Annotated in this window: 18 protein-coding genes; 7 read left to right on the top strand and 11 right to left on the bottom strand. The window is 69.2% G+C overall.

Features of this window, described 5'->3' with window-relative positions; all coding sequences use genetic code 11:
• Nucleotides 1-116: 116 nt before the first annotated feature.
• The 8 genes from AXA74_RS18165 to AXA74_RS18200 form a co-directional block, all read right to left on the bottom strand.
• The gene (locus tag AXA74_RS18165; protein WP_029581113.1) at nucleotides 117-1100 is read right to left on the bottom strand and encodes a D-2-hydroxyacid dehydrogenase; all 984 of its coding nucleotides are present in this window, start codon (nucleotides 1098-1100) and stop codon (nucleotides 117-119) included.
• A complete protein-coding gene (locus AXA74_RS18170) occupies nucleotides 1084-2028 on the bottom strand; it encodes a Bug family tripartite tricarboxylate transporter substrate binding protein (protein WP_029581112.1) in 945 nt (314 codons plus the stop codon). The genes AXA74_RS18165 and AXA74_RS18170 overlap by 17 nt, the downstream gene beginning before the upstream one ends.
• 60 nt (nucleotides 2029-2088) lie before the next feature.
• On the bottom strand, nucleotides 2089-2877 hold the full coding sequence (locus AXA74_RS18175; protein ID WP_029581111.1) for a class II aldolase/adducin family protein: 789 nt from the start codon (nucleotides 2875-2877) through the stop codon (nucleotides 2089-2091).
• An 86-nt stretch (nucleotides 2878-2963) separates the two neighbouring features.
• Nucleotides 2964-3890: a LysR family transcriptional regulator gene (locus AXA74_RS18180; RefSeq protein ID WP_029581110.1), complete on the bottom strand. Its 927-nt coding sequence runs from the start codon at nucleotides 3888-3890 to the stop codon at nucleotides 2964-2966.
• A 53-nt stretch (nucleotides 3891-3943) separates the two neighbouring features.
• On the bottom strand, nucleotides 3944-4885 hold the full coding sequence (locus tag AXA74_RS18185) for a transketolase family protein (protein WP_029581109.1): 942 nt from the start codon (nucleotides 4883-4885) through the stop codon (nucleotides 3944-3946).
• A complete protein-coding gene (locus AXA74_RS18190) occupies nucleotides 4882-5724 on the bottom strand; it encodes a transketolase (protein WP_029581108.1) in 843 nt (280 codons plus the stop codon). The genes AXA74_RS18185 and AXA74_RS18190 overlap by 4 nt, the downstream gene beginning before the upstream one ends.
• Nucleotides 5725-5736: 12 nt before the next feature.
• A complete protein-coding gene (locus AXA74_RS18195) occupies nucleotides 5737-6996 on the bottom strand; it encodes an aminotransferase class III-fold pyridoxal phosphate-dependent enzyme (RefSeq protein ID WP_080666633.1) in 1260 nt (419 codons plus the stop codon).
• A 104-nt stretch (nucleotides 6997-7100) separates the two neighbouring features.
• Nucleotides 7101-7832 (bottom strand): GntR family transcriptional regulator, encoded by a 732-nt coding sequence (locus tag AXA74_RS18200; RefSeq protein ID WP_029581106.1) that lies wholly within the window; start codon nucleotides 7830-7832, stop codon nucleotides 7101-7103.
• Between the two features lie 174 nt (nucleotides 7833-8006).
• On the opposite strand from AXA74_RS18200, the gene AXA74_RS18205 reads away from it, so the two are divergent.
• From AXA74_RS18205 to AXA74_RS18235, 7 genes are read left to right on the top strand one after another with little or no spacing between them, the layout of a single operon-like run.
• A complete protein-coding gene (locus tag AXA74_RS18205; RefSeq protein WP_029581105.1) occupies nucleotides 8007-10247 on the top strand; it encodes a penicillin acylase family protein in 2241 nt (746 codons plus the stop codon).
• A 15-nt stretch (nucleotides 10248-10262) separates the two neighbouring features.
• Nucleotides 10263-11807, top strand: a complete 1545-nt coding sequence (locus AXA74_RS18210; protein ID WP_197700151.1) for an ABC transporter substrate-binding protein — start codon at nucleotides 10263-10265, stop codon at nucleotides 11805-11807.
• 9 nt (nucleotides 11808-11816) lie between these two features.
• Complete coding sequence (locus tag AXA74_RS18215) at nucleotides 11817-12761, top strand: ABC transporter permease (protein WP_032979259.1); 945 nt, start codon at nucleotides 11817-11819, stop codon at nucleotides 12759-12761.
• Nucleotides 12754-13647: an ABC transporter permease gene (locus AXA74_RS18220; protein WP_029581102.1), complete on the top strand. Its 894-nt coding sequence runs from the start codon at nucleotides 12754-12756 to the stop codon at nucleotides 13645-13647. The genes AXA74_RS18215 and AXA74_RS18220 overlap by 8 nt, the downstream gene beginning before the upstream one ends.
• A complete protein-coding gene (locus AXA74_RS18225; RefSeq protein ID WP_032979260.1) occupies nucleotides 13647-14630 on the top strand; it encodes an ABC transporter ATP-binding protein in 984 nt (327 codons plus the stop codon). The genes AXA74_RS18220 and AXA74_RS18225 overlap by 1 nt, the downstream gene beginning before the upstream one ends.
• Nucleotides 14627-15601 carry an ABC transporter ATP-binding protein gene (locus AXA74_RS18230; protein ID WP_029581100.1) on the top strand — a complete coding sequence of 325 codons (975 nt, stop codon included), beginning with the start codon at nucleotides 14627-14629 and terminating at the stop codon, nucleotides 15599-15601. Before AXA74_RS18225 ends, AXA74_RS18230 begins: the two co-directional genes overlap by 4 nt.
• Nucleotides 15602-15626: 25 nt before the next feature.
• On the top strand, nucleotides 15627-17312 hold the full coding sequence (locus AXA74_RS18235) for a N,N-dimethylformamidase beta subunit family domain-containing protein (protein WP_029581099.1): 1686 nt from the start codon (nucleotides 15627-15629) through the stop codon (nucleotides 17310-17312).
• A 10-nt stretch (nucleotides 17313-17322) separates the two neighbouring features.
• On the opposite strand, the gene AXA74_RS18240 is transcribed toward AXA74_RS18235, so the two are convergent.
• The 3 genes from AXA74_RS18240 to AXA74_RS18250 form a co-directional block, all read right to left on the bottom strand.
• Nucleotides 17323-17637, bottom strand: coding sequence for a hypothetical protein (locus AXA74_RS18240; protein ID WP_029581098.1), 315 nt, complete (start codon nucleotides 17635-17637; stop codon nucleotides 17323-17325).
• Nucleotides 17638-17723: 86 nt separating this feature from the next.
• A complete protein-coding gene (locus AXA74_RS18245; RefSeq protein ID WP_029581097.1) occupies nucleotides 17724-18695 on the bottom strand; it encodes a Bug family tripartite tricarboxylate transporter substrate binding protein in 972 nt (323 codons plus the stop codon).
• A gap of 138 nt (nucleotides 18696-18833) precedes the next feature.
• Nucleotides 18834-19757, bottom strand: coding sequence for a LysR family transcriptional regulator (locus AXA74_RS18250; RefSeq protein ID WP_032955146.1), 924 nt, complete (start codon nucleotides 19755-19757; stop codon nucleotides 18834-18836).
• Nucleotides 19758-19869 lie beyond the last annotated feature (112 nt).

The raw sequence follows: 19869 nt of genomic DNA on the forward strand, positions 1-19869 counted from the left end.
CGGCGCCCCATGGAATGGGCGGGTCCAGCTTATGGCGCAAGCTTAAGGCTTTCGGTTATATCGATATGCCGGAATCGCATATGAAAAGCGCGGCCGCTTGATCTGGCGCAAGCGGCTCATGCATTGACGAGGTTGCGCAGCCTCTCGCCGCGCGCCAGGCGCGCGAGGTTGTCCAGGAAGATCTCGCGCACGCGGTCGGCATTGCCGCTGGAGAAGGCCGCGCTGTGCGGCGTGATGAGGGTGTTGGGCAGGTCCCATAGCGGCGAGTCGGCCGGCAGGGGCTCGTGCTGGAACACATCCAGGAAGGCGCCGGCCAGGCGGCCGCCGGCCAAGTGCTCGGCCAGCGCGGTTTCATCGACCACATGGCCGCGCGCCACATTGATCAGCATGGCGTGGGCCGGCAGCCGTTGCAGCGCCTGGCGGCTGATCAGGTTCTGGGTCAGGGGCGTGAGCGGGCAGGCGAGGATGAGCCAATCGGCCTGCGGCAGCGCCTCGTCGAGCCGCTCATAGGGCAGGCTCTGCGCGGCGTCGGGCACGGGGGCCCCGGAGCGGCGCACGACCGTGATGGACAGGCCCAGGGCGCGCAGTGAGGCGCCGATGCGCTGGCCGATGCCACCCCAGCCGACGATGACGGCGCGCTGGCCGGCCAGGTCGCGCGGGGTGCGCGGGCCCATCAGGGGCTGCCAGCGGTGCTCGCGCTGCTGGCGGGCGAGTTCGGGCAGCTTGCGGGCCAGGGACAGCAGGCCGGCCAGCGCGGTCTGGGCCACGACGGCGTCGCTGGCGCCCTGGGAGGTGGTGATGGCCACGCCGCGCGCATGGAGGTCGAGGTAGATCTGCCGGTCGGCGCCGGCCGAGTGCACGTGCACCCAGCGCAGGGCGGCATTGCCGCGCAGCGCGTCGTAGTACACGGCGGTCTCGGGCGCGACCTCGAACTTGGTCGAACGGCCGGTGATGTCGCGCGAGATGAAGGCGAGGTCGAAGGCTTCGCCGGGCCGCTGCAGGCGCCAGGCGAAGGGCGCCTGGGCCAGCGCCTGGCCCAAGTGCGGCGCTTCGGCGTCGGAACAGAGAATGCGCAGTACGGCCTCAGTTGGCGGGGGCATCGAATTTCTTTACGAGGAGGGCCCACTTATCGTATTCGGTCTTGATGAAGGCGGCGAATTGTTCCGGCGTGCCGCCCAGCGGTTCGGCGCCTTCGTTGAGCATCTGGGTCTTGAGCGCCGGCAGCGCGGCGTTGACCTCGCGGTTGATGGTGGCCACGACCGCGGGCGGGGTGCCCTTGGGGCCGAAAAAGCCGAACCAGGAGCCGGCGTCGAAGCCGGGATAGCCGGATTCGGCGATGGTGGGCAGCTCGGGCAGGGCCGAGGAGCGCTTGATGGTGCTGACCGCCAGCGGCCGCAGCTTGCCGGCGCGGATCTGGCCGATGACCGAGGGGATGGTGGCAAACATGAAGTCGATGCGTCCGGCCAGCAGGTCGTTGACGGCGTCAGCGCCTTTGTAGGGGATGTGGGTGGCCTGCACGCCCAGCTGGTCCATGAGCATATAGCTGGAGAGATGGGAGGAGGTGCCCACGCCGGTCGAGCTGTAGTTCAGGGGCTTCTTGGTCGTGCGGGCGTATTCGAGAAAGCCCTTGATGTCCTTGGCCGGCGAGGACGGCGGCACCACCAGCACATTGGGGACGGTGGCGATCTGCACCATCGGCACGAGGTCGGTCAGCGGGTTGTACGACAGCTTCATGAGCGAGGGGTTGACGGCTACCGGCCCGACTGAATTGACGATGAGCGTATAACCGTCGGGCTCGGCGCGCACCACATATTCGGTGCCGATGTTGCCGCCGGCGCCGGGCCGGTTCTCGACCACGAAAGGCTGGCCCAGGGCGCGGGCCAGGATGTGGGTGGTGCTGCGCGTGAGCGTGTCGGTGGTGCCGCCGGCGGAGAAGGCGACCACGGTCTTGACGGCGCGGCTGGGGTAGTCGGCGGCCTGGGCCGATGCGCAGGCCAGCAAGGCGCTGGCCAGGATGAAGGGCTTCATGGTGTCTCCTCGGGGGCTTGCTGTTGTTATGGGGGTCTTGTCCCTGGGCGCGCGGCCGGCTCAGAGGCGGTAGCCCGGGTCCATGCGGTCGAGCTTGCGCAGCAGGGCGGGCCATTCCATCAGGCCGTAGGGGCGGCGGGTGCCCGGCTGGTAGTTGTTCCAGGTCTCTTCCAGAATGTCGGGCGGGACGGCCTTGAAGGGGCTGCCCGTCGCCATGGCGGCCAGCTGCGAGCGGCAGGCCAGCTCCAGGCGGTGCATCCAGTTGAAGGCCTCGCCGACCGAGCGGCCGACCGTCAGCGCGCCGTGGTTGCGCAGGATGAGGGCTTCGCCCGCGCCCAGGTCGGCGATGAGCGAGGCCTGTTCGGCCGTGTCCAGCACCACGCCTTGGTAGTCGTGGTAGCCGATTTTCAGGAAACGCATGGCGGTCTGGGTGACGGGCAGCAGGCCGCATTCCAGCGAGGACACGGCCATGGACGCCCAGCTATGCGTGTGGATGACGCAATCGACGTCGTGGCGCGCGCCGTGGATGGCGCTGTGGATGACGTAGCCGGCCTTGTTGATGCCGTAGTCCAGCGCCCCGAAATCGGGCCGGGCGAGGATCCTGCCGTCCAGGTCCACCTTGATGAGGCTGGAGGCGGTGATTTCCTCGTACATCATGCCGTAGGCATTGATCAGGAAGGCATTGTCCTCGCCGGGCACGCGGGCCGAGATGTGGTTGGCCATCATGTCCGACATCCCGTAGAGCGCCACGAGCCGATAACAGGCGGCCAGGTTGACGCGGGCTTCCCATTCCTGGGCCGAGCACTGGGATTGGAGGGAGGGTATGGAGAGTACGCCGGGTGCTGTCATCACGATCCGAGAGGGAGGGGGGCAGATCGTGCAGACTGTATCGGGCGGGCCGGCGGCCGCCTAGGCAGCCGGCCGGCATGGGGGCATCACGGATCGAGAAGGGTGGCGCCCGGCCAGCCGCCATGACGCACGAGTCCGCGCATGACGTCGATGAGTACGATCCGGGTGGCGATGGCCGCCGGCGAGAGTTCGTCTTCGTTCAGGCAGCTCACCAGGTTGCGCCGGAACAGGAACGGGTCGTCGATGGGATGCATGTCCAGCAGGCCGCTCTCGACGCGGGCGACCGCGGCGCCGGGCTGTATGGTGGCCATGGCATTGGCCTGCACGATGTCCATGAGGGTGGTCAGGCCGTCGATCTCGACCGCGATCCAGGGCTCCAGGCCGGCGCGCTCGAAGGCGGCCTGCACCCAGGCGCGCAGCCCATGCGCCTTGCTGGTGACGGCCAGCGGCAGGCCGGCCAGCTGCGCCGTCGCCACGGGCTGGCCGTCGGGCAGCGGCAGCAGCCCGCGCCGCGCCAGCAGGAAGAGCCGCTCGTCCAGCACGGGGATGGCGTTGCGGCTTTTGCCGCCGTCGTTCTGGAACAGCACGGCCAGCTCAAGGCGGCGCGAAGCCAGCAGCTCGTTGAGATTGCCCGACAGGCCTTCGACCAGGTGCAGGCGCACGCTGGGATAGCGTTCGGCCATGGCGGCAAAGAAGGGCCGCGCGAGCAGCGAGGCCGTGGTCGGCGCGAACCCCACGCTGACCATGCCCGACAGGCGGGCTTCGCGCGCGGCGGCCACGGCGCTTTCGGCATGGCGCAGCGTGAGCTGGGCCTGGCGCAGGAAGGCCTGGCCGGCCGGGGTGGGCACCACGCCGGTGGGCGTGCGCAGCAGCAGCCGCGTGGACAGTTCGCTTTCCAGGCGGCTGATCTGCTGGCTCAGCGCCGAGGCCACCACGTCGAGGTCGCGCGCGGCGCGGCCGATGCTGCCCAGTTCGGCCACGCGCACGAAGTAACGGAGTTGTCGCAGTTCCATGGCGGCCAGGGTAAGCGCTGCCGCCTCGTCCGCGCAAGGCGGCCTGGCTGTCCCTAGCCGAGCGCCATGAAGGCGCGCGCGACGGCGGGCGCATCCATGCCGAGTTCGCGCATGAGGTGGCCGGTGCTGGCGCCGTAGGCGAAGACATCGGGCACGCCGACGCGGCCAAAGCGCAGCGCGCGGCCGCTTTCGGCAATGCCCTCGGCCAGCGCCGAGCCCAGGCCGCCGATGATGGAGTGGTTTTCCACGGTGAGCACGCGGCCGGCGGCCAGCGCCATGGGCAGGACCGCCTCGGGCAGGGGCTTGAGGCGGGTGACCGCCGCCACCGCCACCTGGCGGCCTTGCGCGGCCAGCAGATCGGCGGCGGCCAGGGCCACGGGCACGCTCAAGCCGCAGGCCAGCAGGAGACCGTCGCCGCCGGCGCGCAGCGTGGCCAGGCCATCGGCGGGCAGGGGGTAGCGCTCGGCCTGCGGGCGGGCGCGCGTCAGGCGCAGATAGACCGGGCCGTCATAGGCCAGGGCCGCTTGGACCGCCTCGGCGGCCTGGCCCGGCGCCGGCTCGATGATGCGCATGTTGGGCAGGGCGCGCATCAAGGCGATGTCGTCGATGGCCTGGTGGCTGACGCCCAACAGGGTGTCCAGCCCGGGGATGAAGCCCACCACCTTGGCGTTGGCGCGCGGATAGGCCAGCTGCATGGCGAGCTGGTCGTAGGCGCGGCGCGTGGCGAAGACGCTGAAGGTGTGCACGAAAGGGATATGGCCGCAGCGCGCCATGCCGCCGGCCATGCCCATCATATTGGCCTCGGCGATGCCGACCTGGAAGAACTGCGCGGGCAGGGCGTCGCGCAGCAGATCGGTTTCGGTCGGCCCGCTCAGGTCGGCCGTGAGCGCGACGATGCGCGGGTCGCGGCGGGCGGCGGCCAGCAGGGCCTGCCCATAGGGTTTGGCGGCCTGGCCGCTGCGGTCGGTGAAGTCATTGACTGCCAGGGTGCTCATGCGTCTACCTCGTCCAGTTCTTGCAGCGCCAGCGCGGCGGCCTCGGGCGGCAGCCTGAGGTTGTGGCCCAGGATGCCCTCCAGCGAGGGCGCGCCCTTGCCGACCAGGGTGCGGGCGATCAGGCAGTGCGCCTGGCCGGGCGTGGCGCGCACGCGCGCCAGCGCCGCCAGCACCGCCTCCATATCGTTGCCGTCGATGTCCTCGACGCGCCAGCCGAAGGCGCGCCATTTGTCGGCCAGGGGCTCATGCGGCTGGACCTGGCCGACATGGCCCTCGACCTGCATGTCGTTGGCGTCGATGATGAGGCAGAGATTGTCCAGGCCCCAGTTGCCGGCGGCCAGGGCCGCCTCCCAGACCTGGCCTTCCTGCAGTTCGCCATCGCCCAGCATGACGTAGACGCGGTTGTCGGCGCCGGCCCGCTTGAGCGCGGCGGCCATGCCCGCGCCCACCGACAGGCCCTGGCCCAGCGAGCCGCAGGTGGCTTCGATCATGGGGCCCAGGCGCTCGGATGCATTGATCTCCAGCGCCGAGCCGTCGTCGCAATAGCTGTCCAGGCGCGCGGCGTCGAAGTAGCCGCGCGCGGCCAGGGTGGCGTAGAAGATGGCGGTGTTGTGCGCCGTCGAGAGGATGAAGCGGTCGCGGCCGGGCCAATCGGGCTGCTCCGGGCGCTGGCGCAGCTCGGCGAAATACAGCGCGGTGAACAGGTCGGCCGCGCCCAGGCCCTGCTGCACATAGCCCTGGCCGGTGCGGGCCACCATGCGCACGACCTGCTTGCGCAGGGCGCGCGCGATGCGGCGCAGTTCGGCGGGGTCGCGCGTCGGGGGGAATGACAACGTCATGGCGATGTCCTTTCAGAGGCTGGCGGCCAGGCGGCCGAAGGCGTGGTCGGTGACTTGCAGCGCGTGGTCGATGTCTTGCTCGGTGTGCGCCAGGCTCAGGAACATATTGTGCCGGTGGTGCAGGTAGACGCCTTCCTGCAGGGCGGCGGCGGCGAAGCGCGCGCCCTTGGCCTGGTCGGGATCGTCCTCGAACAGCACCAGGGGCAGCTGCGCCGGGCCGCTTTGCCGGATGGCCAGGCCGTGGCGCGCCGCCTGCGCCTGCAGGCCGTCGCGCAGGCGCCGGCCCATGCGCTCGAGATGGGCGGGGGCGTCGCGCCGCTGCAGGACATCCAGCGTAGCCAGCGAGGCCGCCATCGCCGCGCCGCCCATCCAGAAAGAGCCGGTGATGTAGATCTCCTGGGCGGCGCGGCGCCAGGCTTCGCCGCCGGTGACGGCGGCCAGCGCATGGCCGTTGGCGATGGCCTTGCTCCAGGCCGACAGGTCGGGGCGCACGCCCAGGCTTTCCCAACTGCCGGCCAGCGACAAGCGCAGGCCGGCGCGCACCTCGTCGATGACCAGGGCCGCGCCGCGGGCGTCGCACAGGGCGCGCGCGCGCTGCGCGAAGGCCGGCTCGGGCAGTTCCTGGTGCTGGCCCAGATCATGGCGGAAGGCCGAGACCAGGATGGCGGCCAGGTCGTCGCCGGCCTCGCGGGCGGCGGCCTCCAGGCTGTCGATGTCGTTGTACTGGAAGTAGATGAGATGGGCGCGGTCTTCGCTGGTGACGCCGGCCAGCGAGGGCGTGCACCAGGGCACGGCGCCATGGTAGGCCCCCTTGGCCAGCAGGATCTTGCGCTTGCCCGTGCCGGCGCGCGCGATCATGAGGGCGGCCGTGGTGGCGTCGGTGCCGTTTTTCTGGAACATGGCCCAATCGGCATGGGGCAGCAGGCCCACCAGGCGCTCGGCCAGTTCGACCAGCCGGGCCGTGGGGCCATTCATGCAATCGCCTTGCTCGGCCTGGCGCCGGGCCGCGGCCTCGATCTCGGGATGCTTGTGGCCGGCGATCACCGGCCCCCAGCTGCACATGAAATCGAGGTATTCGCGGCCATCGGCGTCCCACAGCCGGCAGCCCTCGGCGCGCGAGAAGAATTGCGGATAGCCCGGCGGCAGGCCGCTGGCTCGCAGGTGGCCATACATTCCGCCGGGAATGACCCGGGCGGCGCGGCTGCGCAGCCTGGCATCCTCAAGGCCGATGCGGGTGCCAGGATCTACTACCGTTGAAGGGGCGGTCGTCATCTTTTTTCCTGTCTAGGCGTTGCCGGGCTTGGAATAAACACGATACAGGATATATGATGTTTGCAAACGTGGAAAGCCGGCGCGTGGACGCCGAGCAACAGGGCTCAGGCCCGCGGCGCGCGGCGCACGGATTTGCTGGAGGATTTCTTGACCGGCTCGGCTTCCTGGCCGTCGATGGTTTCGAGATAGGCGACGAATTGCTCGCCGCCCTCGATGAGGTCCTGCTCGACGGCGCTGGACAGGGCGCGCGCGTCGCCGGCTTTCAGGGCCGCGATGATGCGTTTGTGCTGGTGATCGCCCCGGTAGGTGGGATGGCCGTGGGGATAGAGATAGTTCAGCAGCGGACCGGCCTGTATCCACAGGCGCTCGAGGATGTCGGTCAGCTGGCTCATGCCGGAACGGCGATAGAGGGTGAAATGGAAATCGAAGTTGGACTTCACGGCCTGCGGATAGTCTCTTTCCTTCTCGGCGCGGATGAGGGTGGCGTGGATGCGCTCGAGTTCGGCGATGAAGTCGGCGTCGACGTGGGGCAGTGCCTCGACGGCGGCCAGGGGTTCGAGCAGCAGGCGCAGGCGGCGGATCTCCATGTACTCGGCCAACGACAGGCGGCGGGTCAGGAAGTAGTAGCCGGCCTTCATTTCGATGGCGCCATCGTTGGTCAGCAGCAGGATGGCCTCGCGCACCGGCGTCTCGCTCACGTCCAGGTCGGCGGCGAGTTCGCCTATCTTCAGGCGCTCGCCGGGCTGGAAGCGGCCCGACATCAGGCGGTCGCGCAGCGTGCGGTAGACCTGGGCCGTCAGGCTGGAACGGACGACGGAGGGTTTCTGGGTAGCCATGTTGTCCTTGCGCGTGAAGTCGGCCCTTATTTTAGGGAAGGCCGGGAGCGGGCGGGATATTCCGCGTGGACAGGCCCTATTGGTAGAACTCCCCATATCAGGGCTGTCTGAAAGAACACAATATATTATATAACGTGTTAGGCCGTGATCGGCCGCACCATGGAGGAGAGCCGGATGTCTTCATCCCCGGAAGTGCTGCGAGACCGTTGGGGCATCCCGCATGTGCGGGCGCAGGGCGTGGACGAACTGTTCTACGCCAACGGTTATGTGCATGCGCAGGACAGGCTTTGGCAGATGGATGCGGCGCGCCGCCGCGCGGTCGGGCGCTACGCCGAGTGGGTGGGGCCGGAGGCCGTCGCCGCCGACAGCCTGGCCCGCCGCCTGGGCGTGGAGGCGGCCTCGCGCCGCGACTACGCGCATCTGAACGCCGAGACGCAGCGCATGCTGCAGTGCTATGCCGCCGGTGTTAACGCGGCCATGGCCGAGCTGCCGCTGCCGATGGAATACGGCCTGCTGGGCGGGCGTCCCGAGCCGTGGGAGCCTTGGCAGTCGGTGGCGGTCATGCGCCAGCGCGGTTTCCTGATGGGCTCGATCTGGTTCAAGCTCTGGCGCGCGGCGGCCTTGCGCGCCGTGGGTCCGGAGGCCATCCGCTGGCTGCGCTACGACGACGGCGGCCAGGAGCGCTATGTGGCGCCGCAAGCCGATGCCGATGAAGGACGCTGGATCGCCGGCCTGCGCGAGCTGGCGCCGGCCATCGAGGCCTTGCTGGCGCTGGCGCCGGCCGACGCCACCATCGCGGGCTCGAACAACTGGGCGCTGTCGGGCGCGCGCACGGCCAGCGGCCTGCCGCTGCTGGCGGGCGACCCGCACCGCATCTATGAAATCCCCGGCATGTATGCGCAGTTGCACCTGAGCTGCGATGACTTCGACGCTCTGGGGTTTTCCGTGCCGGGCGTGCCGGCCTTTCCGCATTTCTGCCATACGGCGTCGGTGGCCTGGTGCGTCACGCACGCCTTCGCCGATATCCATGATCTTTATCTGGAGCGGTTCGATCCGGCGCGCGCCGACCACTACGAGACCGAAGCGGGCTGGCGGCGTGCCGACCAGCGCCGGGAGACTATCGCCGTGCGCGGCGCGGACCCGGTCGAGGTGGAGGTGGCCCATACCCGGCACGGCCCGCTCATCGCGCGCCTGGGCCAGTATGGCGTGGCGCTGCGCTCGGTGCAGCTCGATCCGGTGGACCGTTCGCTGGATTGCCTGTTGCCCATGCTGCGCGCCGGCGATGTGCGCGCGTTCAACGAGGCCTGCCGCCCATGGGGCGTGATCGACCACAGCGTGGTGTCGGCCGACCGCGATGGCCATATCAGCGTCAATGTGCGCGCCATCGTGCCCGAGCGCGACCGCGTCAACGGCTGGCTGCCCGTGCCGGGCTGGACCGGACGGCATGAATGGCGCGGCTTCATCCCCTGGGAGCGCATGCCGCGTGTGGTGGATCCGGCCGATGGCATGCTGGTGACGGCCAACAACCGCATCGCGCCCGACCAGGCGGGCGATTATCTCTGCACCGACTGCCATCCCTCGACACGGGCGCGCCGCATCGCCGAGCTGCTGCGTCCGCTGACCGCGGCCGGCGTGGCCGATATGCAGGCCATCCTGGCCGATGCGGACAGCGCGCGCGCCCGCGAGATCGCGGCGCGCATCGCCGCCGCGCCGATGCCCGAGGGTCCGGCGCGGGCCTTGCAGCGCGCCCTGGCGCAATGGGACGGCCGCATGCGGGCCGAGGCGGTCGAGCCGACTCTCTATATGGCGGTGCGCCAGGCGATGACGCGCCTGCTGGCCCGCCGCAGCGGCCTGGAACGCGCGGGCGCCGATGTCTTCGCCTCGATGGCCGCGCCCGGCGTGATTCCGGTCAACCAGCTGTGGTGGTCGCTGCCCGAGCTCCTGCGGCGCGATGACGCCAGCCTCCTGGACGGCGCCAGCTGGGACGAGGTCATCGCCCAGGCGCTCGAGACGGTGGCCGCCGGCCCGGCGCCGGCGCCCTGGGGCCAGGCGCACCGTCCGGTGTTCGCGCATCCGCTGGGCGCGCATTTCGACGCGGCCGTGGCGCCGGCCTCGGATCCGGTGACCGGCGACGGCGATTGCGTCAATGCCAACGGCGCCTATCCCACCTCGGGGCTGGCCGCCACCTACGGCCCGGTGGCCCGCTATATCTTCGACGTGGCCGACTGGGACCGCAGCCGCTGGGTGGTGCTGCACGGCAGCGCGGGCGAGCCCGGCCACGCGCATTACAGCGACCAGAACCCATACTGGGCGCGCTGCGAACTCGTGCCGGCGCCGTTCTCGCGCGCGGCGGTGGACGCGGCCGCCGTATCGCGCACGCGCCTGACCGCGCCTTCCTGGGCCCAGCCCGCATAAACCAAGGGGAAACTCATGCAAGCCACACTCATGATGAAGCGGGCGGCCCTGTGCGCCGCGCTGTGCCTGGCGCTGCCGGCGATGGCGCAGGACGCGCCGAAGAAAGGCGGCACCCTGGTCTATGCCAGCCTGTCGGGGCCGGGCACGCTGGATCCCCAGGTCGCGGCCAGCATGGTGGACCTGGAAGTCATCCACCATCTGTTCGAGGGCCTGGTGACGATAGACGCGCACTACAACACCAAGCCCTTGCTGGCGCGCGAGGTCAAGGTCAGCGATGACCAGAAGACCTTCACCTTTCTGCTGCGCAAGGGCGTGAAATTCCATAACGGCAAGGTCATGACCTCGGCCGATGTGAAAGCCACCTTCGAGCGCTACGCGCGCGTGAGCCCCAACAAGGCGGTGCTCGACGATGTGGAGGGCTATGAGACGCCGGACGCGGACACCTTCGTCATCCGGCTGAAAAAGCCCAATGCGGTTTTCCTGGACGTGCTCAAGACGCCGGTCTATCCCTTTGTGGTGCTGCCGGCCGAACAGAAGGACAAGCCGGCGCGCGGCATCGATGTCATCGGCACGGGGGTGTTCAAGCTGGGGCAATGGGTCAAGGACAGCCACCTGACCATCCAGCGCTTCGCCGACTATGTGCCCGACGACAGCGCCGCCGGGCCGGACGGTTTCGCCGGCAAGCGCACGGCCTATGTCGACACCGTGCGCTTTAATTTCGTGCCCGAGGCCAATGCGCGGGTGGCGGCCATGCAGACGGGGGAGGCCGTGTTCACCTCGACCGTGCCGCCGGAGCTGGCCGCGCGCCTGAAGTCGCAGAAGCATCTGCAGGAAGTGACGGTCTATCCCTACTGCCAGCAATACTTCATCGTCAATTCGCAGCAGGGGCCGACCGACAAGTCCAAGGTGCGCCAGGCCGTCCGCACGGCGGTGCATGTCGATGACATCATGAAAGTCATCGGGGCCTCGCGCAAGAACCACTCCATGGTCTATCCGGACGGCGCCTATTATGGCGGCGAAGTGACCAATGGCCGCTATAACGAAAACAACCCGCAGAAGGCGCGCGAGCTGCTCAAGGAAGCCGGTTACAAGGATGAGCCCATCGTCCTGCAGACCAATAACAACTACGACTACATGCGCGACTCCATCCTGGTGCTGTCCGAGCAGCTCAAGAAGGCCGGCATGAATGTCAAGATCGACATCACAGACTGGACCACCAACGCCTCCAACCTGCAGACCGGCAAGGGCAACTGGAACGTCTCGACCACGAGTTTCTGCTCCAACCCCATCCTGGGGCCGCAGCAGTGGCAGTCCATGATCTACAACTTCCCGCACGTCAAGGGCGACAAGGTGCTCGACGATGCGTATGACACCTTCTACAAGACGGGCGAGCTGGCCGGGCGCAAGCAGGCCTGGCTCACCATCGAGCAGCGCGTGCTCGACGAGGCCTACATGATCAAGGTGGCCGACCGGGGCAATGTCCAGATCCTGAACACGCGCAAGGTGGGCGGCTTCGAGCCCTACTACATGAACCACTTCTGGAACGTCTGGCTCAAGTAAGGACCGCCTATGTATCGTATCGTGTCCACCCGGATCGCCCAGGCCCTGCCGGTCATGCTCATCGTGGCGATCCTGACGTTTTTCCTGATGCATATGCTGCCCGGCGACCCGGCGGTCATCATCGCCGGCGACCAGGCCGGGCCGGAGGCCATCGCGGCCATCCGCCACAGCCTGGGCCTGGACCGGCCGCTGCCCCAGCAGCTGTGGCTGTGGCTCACCCACCTGGCCCAGGGCAATTTCGGCGAATCGCTGGTCCTGAACCAGCCCGTGCTGCAGGCCGTGGTCGAGCGCCTGCCCGTGACCTTGTCGCTGGCGGCGGTGGCCTTCGCCATCACGCTGCCGGTGGGCGTGGCGCTGGGCATGATCGCCGCGTATTGGCGCAACTCCTGGCTGGACTCGGCGGTGATGGGCTTCGCGCTGGTGGGGGTGTCGGTGCCCAGCTTCTGGATCGCCACCTTGTCGGTGATCCTGTTCAGCGTCAATCTGGGCTGGCTGCCCTCGGCGGGCTATGTGCCCATGGAAGACAGCTTCCGGGAATGGCTGGGCGCGCTGGTCCAGCCGGCCATTGTGCTGGCCTTGTTCCAGATCGGTTTTCTGGCGCGCATGACCCGCTCGGAGATGCTGGAGATCCTGGACCAGGACTTCGTGCGCACGGCGCGCGCCAAGGGCGTCTCGGAATTCTTCACCGTGGGCAAGCATGCGTTTCGCAACACCCTGGTGTCGGTGGTGACGGTCGGCGGCTACATCCTGAGCCTGCTGATCGGCGGGTCCGTGGTGGTCGAGCAGGTCTTCGCGCTGCCCGGCATCGGGCGGCTGCTGGTGCAGGCCATCATGGCGCGCGACTATCCGACCGTCCAGGGCACGATGCTGCTGCTGGGCTTTGCCTTCGTGCTCATCAACGTGCTGATCGACGTGGTCTATACCTTCCTCGACCCCCGGGTGCGCTATGACTGAAATCGCCATCGACCGGGCGGCCCAGGCGGAGCTGCCCGCCGCCCACACCAGAACCGTGGTGCTCAAGCGGCTGTGGCGGCACCGCTCCTTCCGGCTGGGGGCCGTTGTGCTGGCGCTCATCGTGCTGGCCGCCGTCTGCGCGCCCTGGCTGTCCAAGGGCGATCCCATGGCGATGCAGATCGCCAACCGCTTCCATGCGCCTTCGTGGGACTATCCCTTCGGCGCCGACCAATACGGGCGCGATGTCTTCACGCGGGTGCTGTACGGCGCGCGGCTGTCGCTCTGGATCGGTTTCATGGTGTCCATCCTGGCGGCCATCGGCGGCGCGGTGATCGGCATGGCGGCGGGCTACTTCAGCTGGCTGGACTCGCTGCTCATGCGCATCATGGATGCGCTGCTGGCCTTTCCGGCCATCCTGCTGGCCATCGGCATCAACGCCGTGCTGGGGCCGCAGATCCACAGCGTGATCATCGCGTTGGCCAGCGCCTACATCCCGCGCACCGCGCGCATCGTGCGCGCGTCGGTGCTGGTGATACGGCGGCTGGACTATGTCGATGCCGCGCGCATCAGCGGGGCAGGGGCCTGGCGCATTCTCACGCGCCATATCTTTCCCAACACCCTCGCGCCGCTGCTGGTCTCGCTGACGTTCATCTTCGCCTACGCCATCCTGGCCGAGGCCACGCTGAGCTTCCTGGGCATCGGGCCGCCGCCGCCCATGCCCAGCTGGGGCAACATCATTTCGGAGGGACGCGATTATGCGGTCGAGGCCTGGTGGATCATGCTGTTCCCGGGCCTGGCCATCAGCCTGTCGGCGCTGGCGATCAACCTGCTGGGCGATGGCCTGCGCGACGTGCTGGATCCGAGGCTGAAAGTGGAGGGCAACTGATGAGCCTCTTGGAAGTCGAGAACCTGAGCGTGGATTTCCGCGGCGACGCGGGATGGACGCGGGCGGTCAGCAATGTCAGCTTCGCGCTGCAAGCCAATGCCTCGCTGGGCATCGTGGGCGAGTCGGGCAGCGGCAAGAGCGTGTGCGCGCTATCCATCCTGCGCCTGCACCATCGCCGCATGTCGCGCATGCCGCAGGCCAGCATCCGCTTCGATGGCCGCGACCTGCTGACCCTGGACGACCGGGAACTGCGGCGGGTGCGCGGTTCGGACATCGCGATGATCTTCCAGGACCCCATGACCTCGCTCAACCCGGTGCTGACCATCGCCGACCAGATCGGCGAGACGCTGCGCATCCACCAGGGCCTGGACCGCGCCGCGGCGCGGCGCCGGGCCATCGAGCTGCTGGACATGGTGCGCATCCCGGACGCGGCGCGGCGCGTGGACGAGTATCCGCATCGCCTGTCGGGCGGCATGCGCCAGCGCGTGATGATCGCCATGGCCATCGCCTGCCGGCCCCGGCTGCTGATCGCCGATGAGCCGACCACGGCGCTGGATGTCACCATCCAGGCCCAGATCATGCAGCTGCTGCGCGAATTGCAGGCTGAGATCGGCATGTCGGTCATCCTGATCTCGCATGATCTGGGCCTGGTGGCCGAGTTCGCCCAGCGCGTGATCGTCATGTACGCCGGCCATATCGTCGAGGAAGCCGACGCGGCCGGCATGTTCGCGCGGCCCCTGCACCCCTATACCGAAGGCCTGCTGCGCGCCATTCCCAAGCTGGACAACGCGCCGGGCCGGCTGCCGGCCATCCCCGGCAATATCCCGGCCTCGGGCAATTGGCCCGCGGGCTGCCGTTTCGGCCCGCGCTGTGGGCTGGCCGAACCCGCCTGCCTGTCGCGGCCCGTGCCGCTGGAGACGGTCGACGGGGGCCGGCGCCTGCGCTGTCCGCCGCGGCGCGCGAGCCTGGAGGCCGGCGTATGAGCGAGATCGTTCAAGTGCGCGGCCTGACGCGCGACTTCAAGCTGGGACGGGCCGCGGGCCATGCGGTGCTGCGCGCGGTGGACGATGTCAATTTCGATATTGGCCGCGGCGAGACGCTGGGCCTGGTGGGCGAGTCCGGATCGGGCAAGTCCACCATCGGCCGCATGATGATAGGGCTGCTGGCGCCCTCGCAGGGCGACATACGCTTGTTCGGCGCTTCCATCACGGGTGCCGACGGCAAGCGCAACCTGGCGCGGGTGCGCCAGCGCCTGCAGTTTGTCTTCCAGGATCCCTACTCGTCGCTCAACCCGCGCATGCGCGTGGGCGATGCGGTGGCCGAACCGATCGACATCGCGCGGCGCCTGGGCGCGCGCGAGCGCCAGGAGCGCATCGCCGAACTGTTCGAGATGGTGGGGCTGCCGCCATCCTTCGCCACGCGCTTTCCGCATGAATTCTCGGGCGGCCAGCGCCAGCGCATCGTGATCGCGCGCGCCCTGGCGCTGAATCCGGAATTCGTGGTGTGCGACGAGGCCGTGGCATCGCTGGATGTGTCCATGCAGGCCCAGATCGTCAACCTGCTGATGGACCTGCAGGACAAGCTGGGCCTGAGCTATCTCTTCATCGCCCACGACCTGGCCGTGGTGCGCGCCATCTCCCAGCGCGTGGCCGTGCTCTATGCGGGCGAGGTAGTGGAAGTGGGCGCGCGCGAAGGCCTGTATGCGCGGCCGCGCCATCCCTACACCCAGGCTTTGCTCAAGGCCGTGCCGCGGCCCGAGGTGGGCCGCCATCGCGAGCCGCCCATCAAGGGCGAGCTGCTGAGCGTGCTCAACCGGCCCGCGGGCTGCAGCCTGAGTCCGCGCTGCCCGCATGCCACGGAGCGCTGCCGCGAAGAAAAACCCTTGCTGCGCGAGGTGGAGACCGGCTGGATGGTGGCCTGCCATCATCACGAGACCATCGACGCCCGCGGCTGAAACCCCACCCCAAGGAAACCCCGCGATGTCCCGCACACGTCCCGAGTTCGGCCCCTTGAACCAGCGGCCGCGTCCCACCGGCATCATGCACCCCGACCAGGGCTGGCATCTGTCGCATTGGTACGAAGCGCCGCGCGAAGACCCGGCCCAGCCCGAGGTCTACGTCTATACCGATGACCTGTCGTATGCGCCAGGCGACACGGTCGTGTTCCGGGCCTCCAGCACGGCGCCGCGCTTCAGCCTGGAGATCTGGCGCGATGGCCTGCAGCCGGCCTGCGTGCATGCCGCCGATGATATCGCCGGCGAATTCACGCCCATGCCGGCGCGGGCCTATCGCGAGGGCTGCGGCTGGCCCGAAGCGCATCGCTGGACGGTGCCCGCCGATGCGCCCAGCGGCTTTTACCGCGTGGCCTCCTGGTGCCAGCGCGCCGACGGCTCGCGCTTCCTGCAGCATCACTTCTTTGTCGTGCGTCCGGCCGCGGGCCAGGCCAAGGCGCCCGGGCGCCTGCTCTTCCTGCTCTCGACCGCGACCTGGACCGCCTACAACGATTGGGGCGGGGCCAACGCCTATGACGGCGTGGACGGTCCCGAAGGGCGCGACTTCTCGCCGGTGCTCAGCTTGCAGCGTCCCTGGACGCGCGGCCTGGTGTGGCTGCCGCCCGGCGCGCCGCGCCTGTGCGACCCGCTGCCGCGCGAGCCCTGGGAGGCGCCGCGCTATCCGACCAAGGAGTGGGCTTATACCAATGGCTATGCGCAGTACTACGCTTCTTCGGGCTGGGCCCAGTTCGAGCGCCACTTCGCGCTGTGGGCCGAACGCGAGGGCTATGCCTTTGACATGATCACCCAGACCGATCTGCACTACCGTCCGGCGCTGCTGCAGGCCTATGATACGGTAGTGATCGCCGGGCACGATGAATACTGGACCCGGCAGATGCGCGAAACCATCGACCGCTTCGTGGAGGAGGGTGGCGCGGTGGCGCGCTTCGGAGGCAACTTCATGTGGCAGATCCGCCTGGAGGACCAGGGCCGCCGCCAGGTCTGCTACAAAGCGCGCGCCAAGGACGAGGACCCCGTGCGCGGCGGCGCCGACCATGCCTATCTGACCGGCGCCTGGGAAGAACAGGCGGTCAATTGCCCGGGGGCGACGACCTTCGGCGTGAACGGCATGCGCGGCGTCTACTCGTCGTGGGGCGGTTTCGCGCCGCGCGCCAGCCGGGGCTTCACCATCTACCGCCCGCGCCATTGGGCCTTCGCCGGCCTGGACGTGCATTACGGCGACGTCATGGGCGCGCAGGCGGGGATCTTCGCCTATGAGGTCGATGGCCTGGAGTACACCTTCCGCCATGGCTTGCCGTATCCCACGCATGAAGACGGCGCGCCGGCCAACGCCGAGATCCTGGCCATGTCGCCCGCCCTCTACGGCGAGGAAATGCACGACGGGGAGGGCTTTCGCTACTACCTGAAGGACGGCGGCCTGGCGCGCAAGGCCGAGGCGCTCAGCGGCGACGCCAGCCCGGCGTCCATCGCCCGCCACCAGTACGGGTCGGGCATGATCGTGTCCTTCACGCGCGGCCGGGGCGAGGTCTTCACGGCGGGCAGCTGCGAATGGGTCATGGGCCTGACGCGCAACTGCTATTACACCCAGGGCGTCACGCGCAATGTGCTGGCGCGGTTTCTGGGGCGCGGCCGCGCGGCGCCCGCCGCGCGCTGAGCGCGCGCCTTCAGGGGCGCTGGGGAAAGGCCGAGACGCCGAAGGTGTTGCCCATGCGGTTGCCCAAGGTGGCCGGCGTGGGCATGCCCAGCGCGCTGGGCGGGCGGCGCGGCGCTTCTTCCGAGACGGCCGGCGCGCCGCGCCGGGGCGGCCGTTGCCGTGCCAGGCGCTGGGCCATGTCCTGGTTGAGGCAGTCGTAGGAGAGGCTGCGATAGCCGTTGACCTCGGCCTCGATGCAGGAGGCGGGCGGGGCGGCGGCGTCGCGTTCGGCGGCGTGCAGCGCGGAGGGCAGCAGGGCGGCCAGCATGAGCAGGACGGCAATCATGCCGGCCAGTGTAGGCAGGGCGCGTGACGCCGGCGCGACAGGCTGGCTGCGCGGCGGCGTCGGTCACACGCTTGTCATGCGCGGCTTCAGTTAGCCGTGATGCCGGCCTGCTTGACGACGTCGGCCCAGTGGGCGAGGTCTTTTTTCAGCAGCTCGCCCACGGCTTCGGGCGGCTGGTAGCTGGCGTAATTCCCCTGCTTGATGATCTGGTCCTGGAAGGCCGGCGAGGTCACCACGGTCTTCATGGCCTGCGTCAGCTGGCTCACGACCTCGGGCGGCAGGCCGGCCGGGCCGAAGATGGAAAACCAGGCCTCCAGCTGGAAATCCGGCAGGCCGGCTTCGGCCGTGGTCGGCACATCGGGCAACATGGGGTGGCGGCGGCTGCTGGTGATGGCCAGGCCGCGCAGCTGGCCGGCCTGGATCTGGCCGATGACGGTGGGCGGGGTGGTGATCAGCAGCTGCACGCGGCTGGCCAGCAGGTCCTGCATGGCGGGCGCGGCGCCGTTGTAGGGCACGTGGGTCAGGCGGGCATGGGTCAGCAGTTTGAACTGCTCGGTGCCCAGGTGCTGGATGGAGCCGGTGCCGGAGGAGCCGTAATAGAGATCGGCGTCGGGCTTTTGCGCCATGGCGATGAATTCGCGCAAGTCCTTGGCGGGCAGGGTTTTGGGCACGGTGATGACGTGCGGGCCGCGGGTGATTTCGGCGATGGGCGTGAAGCTCTTGACGGGGTCCCAGGGCAGGTTGCCGGCCAGCGCCGGATTGCCGGCATGGAAGCCCTCATAGGAAAACAGCAGGGTATAGCCGTCGGGCTTGGCGCGCGCCACGTGGCCATAGGCGATGTTGCCGCTGCCGCCGGGCTTGTTCTCGATGATGACAGGCTGGCCAAGCACATCTTTCAGGTGTTGGGCCAGGGCGCGCCCGGCGATGTCCATGGAGCCGCCGGCGGCGACCGGCACGACGATGCTCACGGGATGGTTGGGATACGCCTGGGCGGCCTGGCTGGCGGGGGCCAGCAGGCTGGCCGCGCAGGCCAGGGCAAGGGTCCAGCGACGGATCATGGTCTTCCTCCGGATGCGCGTCTGGGCGCGCTGTGTCGATGCGCCGTGATGGAGCCACGGCGGACTGCCGGACATTATTGGCCGCCCGCCGGCCGCGCGCCGATGGTCCCGCGCTTGTATCAGCTATGCTTTTTCGTACTAGGCCGGCTCGATGTGCAGGTCCAGATCGCTGCGCGCCAGGGTGTCGCGCAAGGTGGGGGCCAGCTCTTCGGCCACGCTGCGCGCCGCGCGCGTGAGCGGGCGCGCCACCGAGGTGGCGACCATGAGCCGCGTCGACAGCTGGGGCGATCCCAGCGGCGTGGCGCGCAGGGTGCCAGCGCGCAATTCGCCGGCCACGGCCGGCAGCGCCAGCACGGTGTGGGCCGCGCCGGTGACGGCCACGGCCTTCATCAGGTCGAGGTCGTCCAGTTCGTACTCCACGTTGAGGCCCACGCGGGCGCGGGCGGCGGCCGCCTCCAGGGTGCGGCGCAGCCCGTGCGTGGCGCTGGGCAGGGCCAGCGGCAAGCCGGCCAGGGTCTGCATGTCGGCCCGCTGCAGGCGGGCCGGCGGCCGGGCCGAGATCAGGAACAGGCGCGCCTCGCCCAGGAAGTCCACGCCGATATGGCGCGAGCGCCGCGCGTCGTGCAGGATGGCGATGTCCAGGCGGCCGTCGACCAGCCATTCGTGCACATAGCCGCTATAGCCCGACAGGAAGTTCAGGCGCAGGCCGGGGTGGCGCGCGCGCAGGCGCTGGATGAGCGGCAGGCCCAGCAGCGACAGTATGGTCGGCGTCATGCCGATGCGCACCAGCCCGGTGACGGCCCGGTCGCTGTCGGCCAGCCCGGTCATGGCCAAGGCCAGTTCGCGCATCAAGGGCTGGATGCGCTGGCGGAAGGCCTCGCCCTCGGGCGTGAGCGACACGCCGCGCCCGTGGCGGTAGAACAGGCGGGCGCCGCAGCTTTCCTCCAGACGCTGGACCTGGCGGCCCAGCGCGGGCTGGGCCACGCCGATGACGCTGGCCGCGCGCGAGAAACTGCCGTGCTCGGCCACGCTGAGAAAGTACTCCAGGCGTTTGATGTCCATGCTTCGTCCTTGGCTTGGTCCATGGCGCCGATGATGCCTGGAATCGCCGCTTCAAGCCATGCCCGGACGGCATAGCTGATAACGGGCAGGGGATATTGAAGCCGGCCGCCGG

The organism is Bordetella hinzii LMG 13501 (assembly GCF_001548475.1).
Lineage (GTDB): Bacteria > Pseudomonadota > Gammaproteobacteria > Burkholderiales > Burkholderiaceae_B > Bordetella > Bordetella hinzii.